This is a genomic window from Streptomyces sp. SID1328 (assembly GCF_009865595.1).
GTDB classification, from domain to species: Bacteria; Actinomycetota; Actinomycetes; order Streptomycetales; family Streptomycetaceae; genus Streptomyces; species Streptomyces griseoluteus.
In genome coordinates, this window is sequence record NZ_WWKH01000941.1 from 1 (window position 1) to 2035 (window position 2035).

The window sequence follows — 2035 nt, forward strand, 5'->3', positions numbered from 1 at the left end:
CCCAGCAGCCGGGCGCCCAGCAGGGAGCCCGCCAGCAGCGGCAGCCCGAGTACCGTGACGGTGAGGCCCCCGCTCACGGACAGCACGGTGACCGCGTACACGAAGCCCACCACCGCCAGCGGCAGGTTCAGCAGGAGATGCGCTATCTCCTTCCAGGTGTGCGCGTCGAAGGCGAGCCGGGCGGACGGCGGACGGCCAAAGTCGCCGGCCGGTCCGGCGGCGGGAGCGGGAGCGGTCATGGCGGCCAGCCTGCCGTGCCCGAAGGCCCGTACGCCATGCGGTGGACCGCCTTCCGGGCCCTGGGGAAAACCCCACCCCCGGCTTCGCAGCCCGTCACGGGCTGCTTACCGGCGCTTTATCAGGGCCTAGACTCCCGTGCGTACGCAAACCTCCGGCCGCATCCGTCACAGGGCGCGCGGAGGTCACGGAGGACACCCGGTCAGGGAGCGAGGGACGGACGGTGCGGGAGACGTTGGGGGTGACGACGGTCGCCGCGGGCGGCACCACGTCGGACTACTTCGGGTCCTACTCGGTCGTGGGCCTGCTCGCCGTCGTCGGCGTGCTCTTCGTGGCGGCCGCCTTCGGCGCCGGCCGCCTGCTGCGGCCCGTGGTGCCCACCCCCGAGAAGCTCATGACCTACGAGTGCGGTGTCGATCCCGTCGGGGAGGGCTGGGCCCACACCCAGGTCCGGTACTACGTCTACGCCTTCCTGTACGTCATCTTCGCCGTCGACTCGATCTTCCTGTTCCCCTGGGCGACGGTCTTCGCCGCCCCCGGCTACGGCGCGGCCACCCTGGTGGAGATGTTCATCTTCCTGGGCTTCCTCGCCGTCGGCCTGCTGTACGCCTACAAGAAGGGCGTCCTGACATGGACGTGAACCCGGCCGCCCCCGAGCCGGTACTGCTGCCCGAGCCGAAGCGGCTGGGCGCGCTGGCCCGGCTCGCCCCGGAGCCGATGAAGGTCGTCCTCAACTGGGGCCGCCGCTACTCGCTCTGGGTCTTCAATTTCGGCCTCGCCTGCTGCGCGATCGAGTTCATCGCCGCGTCGATGGCCCGCCACGACTTCATCCGGCTCGGCGTCATCCCCTTCGCACCGGGCCCCCGCCAGGCCGACCTGATGGTCGTCTCCGGCACGGTCACCGACAAGATGGCACCCGCCGTGAAGCGGCTGTACGAGCAGATGCCCGAGCCGAAGTACGTCATCTCCTTCGGCGCCTGCTCCAACTGCGGCGGGCCGTACTGGGACTCCTACTCCGTCACCAAGGGCGTCGACCAGATCATCCCGGTCGACGTGTACGTGCCGGGCTGCCCGCCCCGCCCCGAGGCGCTGCTCCAGGGCATCCTCAAGCTCCAGGAGAAGATCGCCCGCGAGTCGCTTGCGGAGCGGTACGGCAAGGGGGGCGCGGCCCGGCCGTCCGCCGCCGCGCTCCAGAGCGACCTGGTGCATCCGCCGGCGGCTCCTTCCGCGGAGGGGACCGAGCGATGAGCTGGCTGCCCGCCCCCGTGGAGGAGCTCTTCGGCCCCGACGCCACCGCCGAGGAGTCGTACGACGTCCTCACCGTCGACGTGCCTCCCGCCGCGTGGCTCACCGCCCTTGAGACGGCTCGTACGACGCTGACCTGTACCTATTTCGACTGGCTGAGCGCGGTCGACGAACCCGGTACCGGGTTCCGGGTGTCCGCCCACGTCGTCGCCCTGCACCCGGTCCGCCGCCTGCTGGTGCGCACGACCGTCCCGCACGAGACGCCGGTGCTGCCGAGCGCCGTCGGCGTGTACGCGGGCGCCGCCTGGCACGAGCGGGAGACCCACGAGATGTTCGGGGTCGACTTCACGGGCCACCCCGCGCTGGACCACCTGCTCCTGCCGGAGAACTTCGAGGGCCACCCCCTCCGCAAGGACTTCGTCCTCGCCGCCCGCGTCGCCAAGGCGTGGCCGGGGGCGAAGGAACCGGGCGAGTCGGAGCACGGCGGCCCCAAGCGGCGCCAGATGCTGCCGCCAGGGGTGCCTGATCCCAACGAGTGGGGCCCCCTGAAGGG

General features: G+C 71.6%; 4 protein-coding genes. 3 read left to right on the forward strand and 1 reads right to left on the reverse strand.

What is annotated here, in order from left to right; all coding sequences use genetic code 11:
- On the reverse strand, positions 1 to 239 hold a 239-nt coding region (locus tag GT030_RS30460; RefSeq protein ID WP_202460754.1), incomplete at its 3' end, for a sensor domain-containing protein.
- Between the two features lie 221 nt (positions 240 to 460).
- Between GT030_RS30460 and GT030_RS30465 the strand changes: the two genes are divergently transcribed.
- The 3 genes from GT030_RS30465 to GT030_RS30475 form a co-directional block, all read left to right on the forward strand.
- Complete coding sequence (locus GT030_RS30465; protein ID WP_086695108.1) at positions 461 to 877, forward strand: NADH-quinone oxidoreductase subunit A; 417 nt, start codon at positions 461 to 463, stop codon at positions 875 to 877.
- Entirely contained in the window at positions 868 to 1485 is a 618-nt protein-coding gene (locus GT030_RS30470) for an NADH-quinone oxidoreductase subunit B (RefSeq protein ID WP_161203852.1), read from the forward strand. Before GT030_RS30465 ends, GT030_RS30470 begins: the two co-directional genes overlap by 10 nt.
- On the forward strand, positions 1482 to 2035 hold a 554-nt coding region (locus tag GT030_RS30475), incomplete at its 3' end, for an NADH-quinone oxidoreductase subunit C (protein ID WP_161203853.1). The genes GT030_RS30470 and GT030_RS30475, both read left to right, overlap by 4 nt.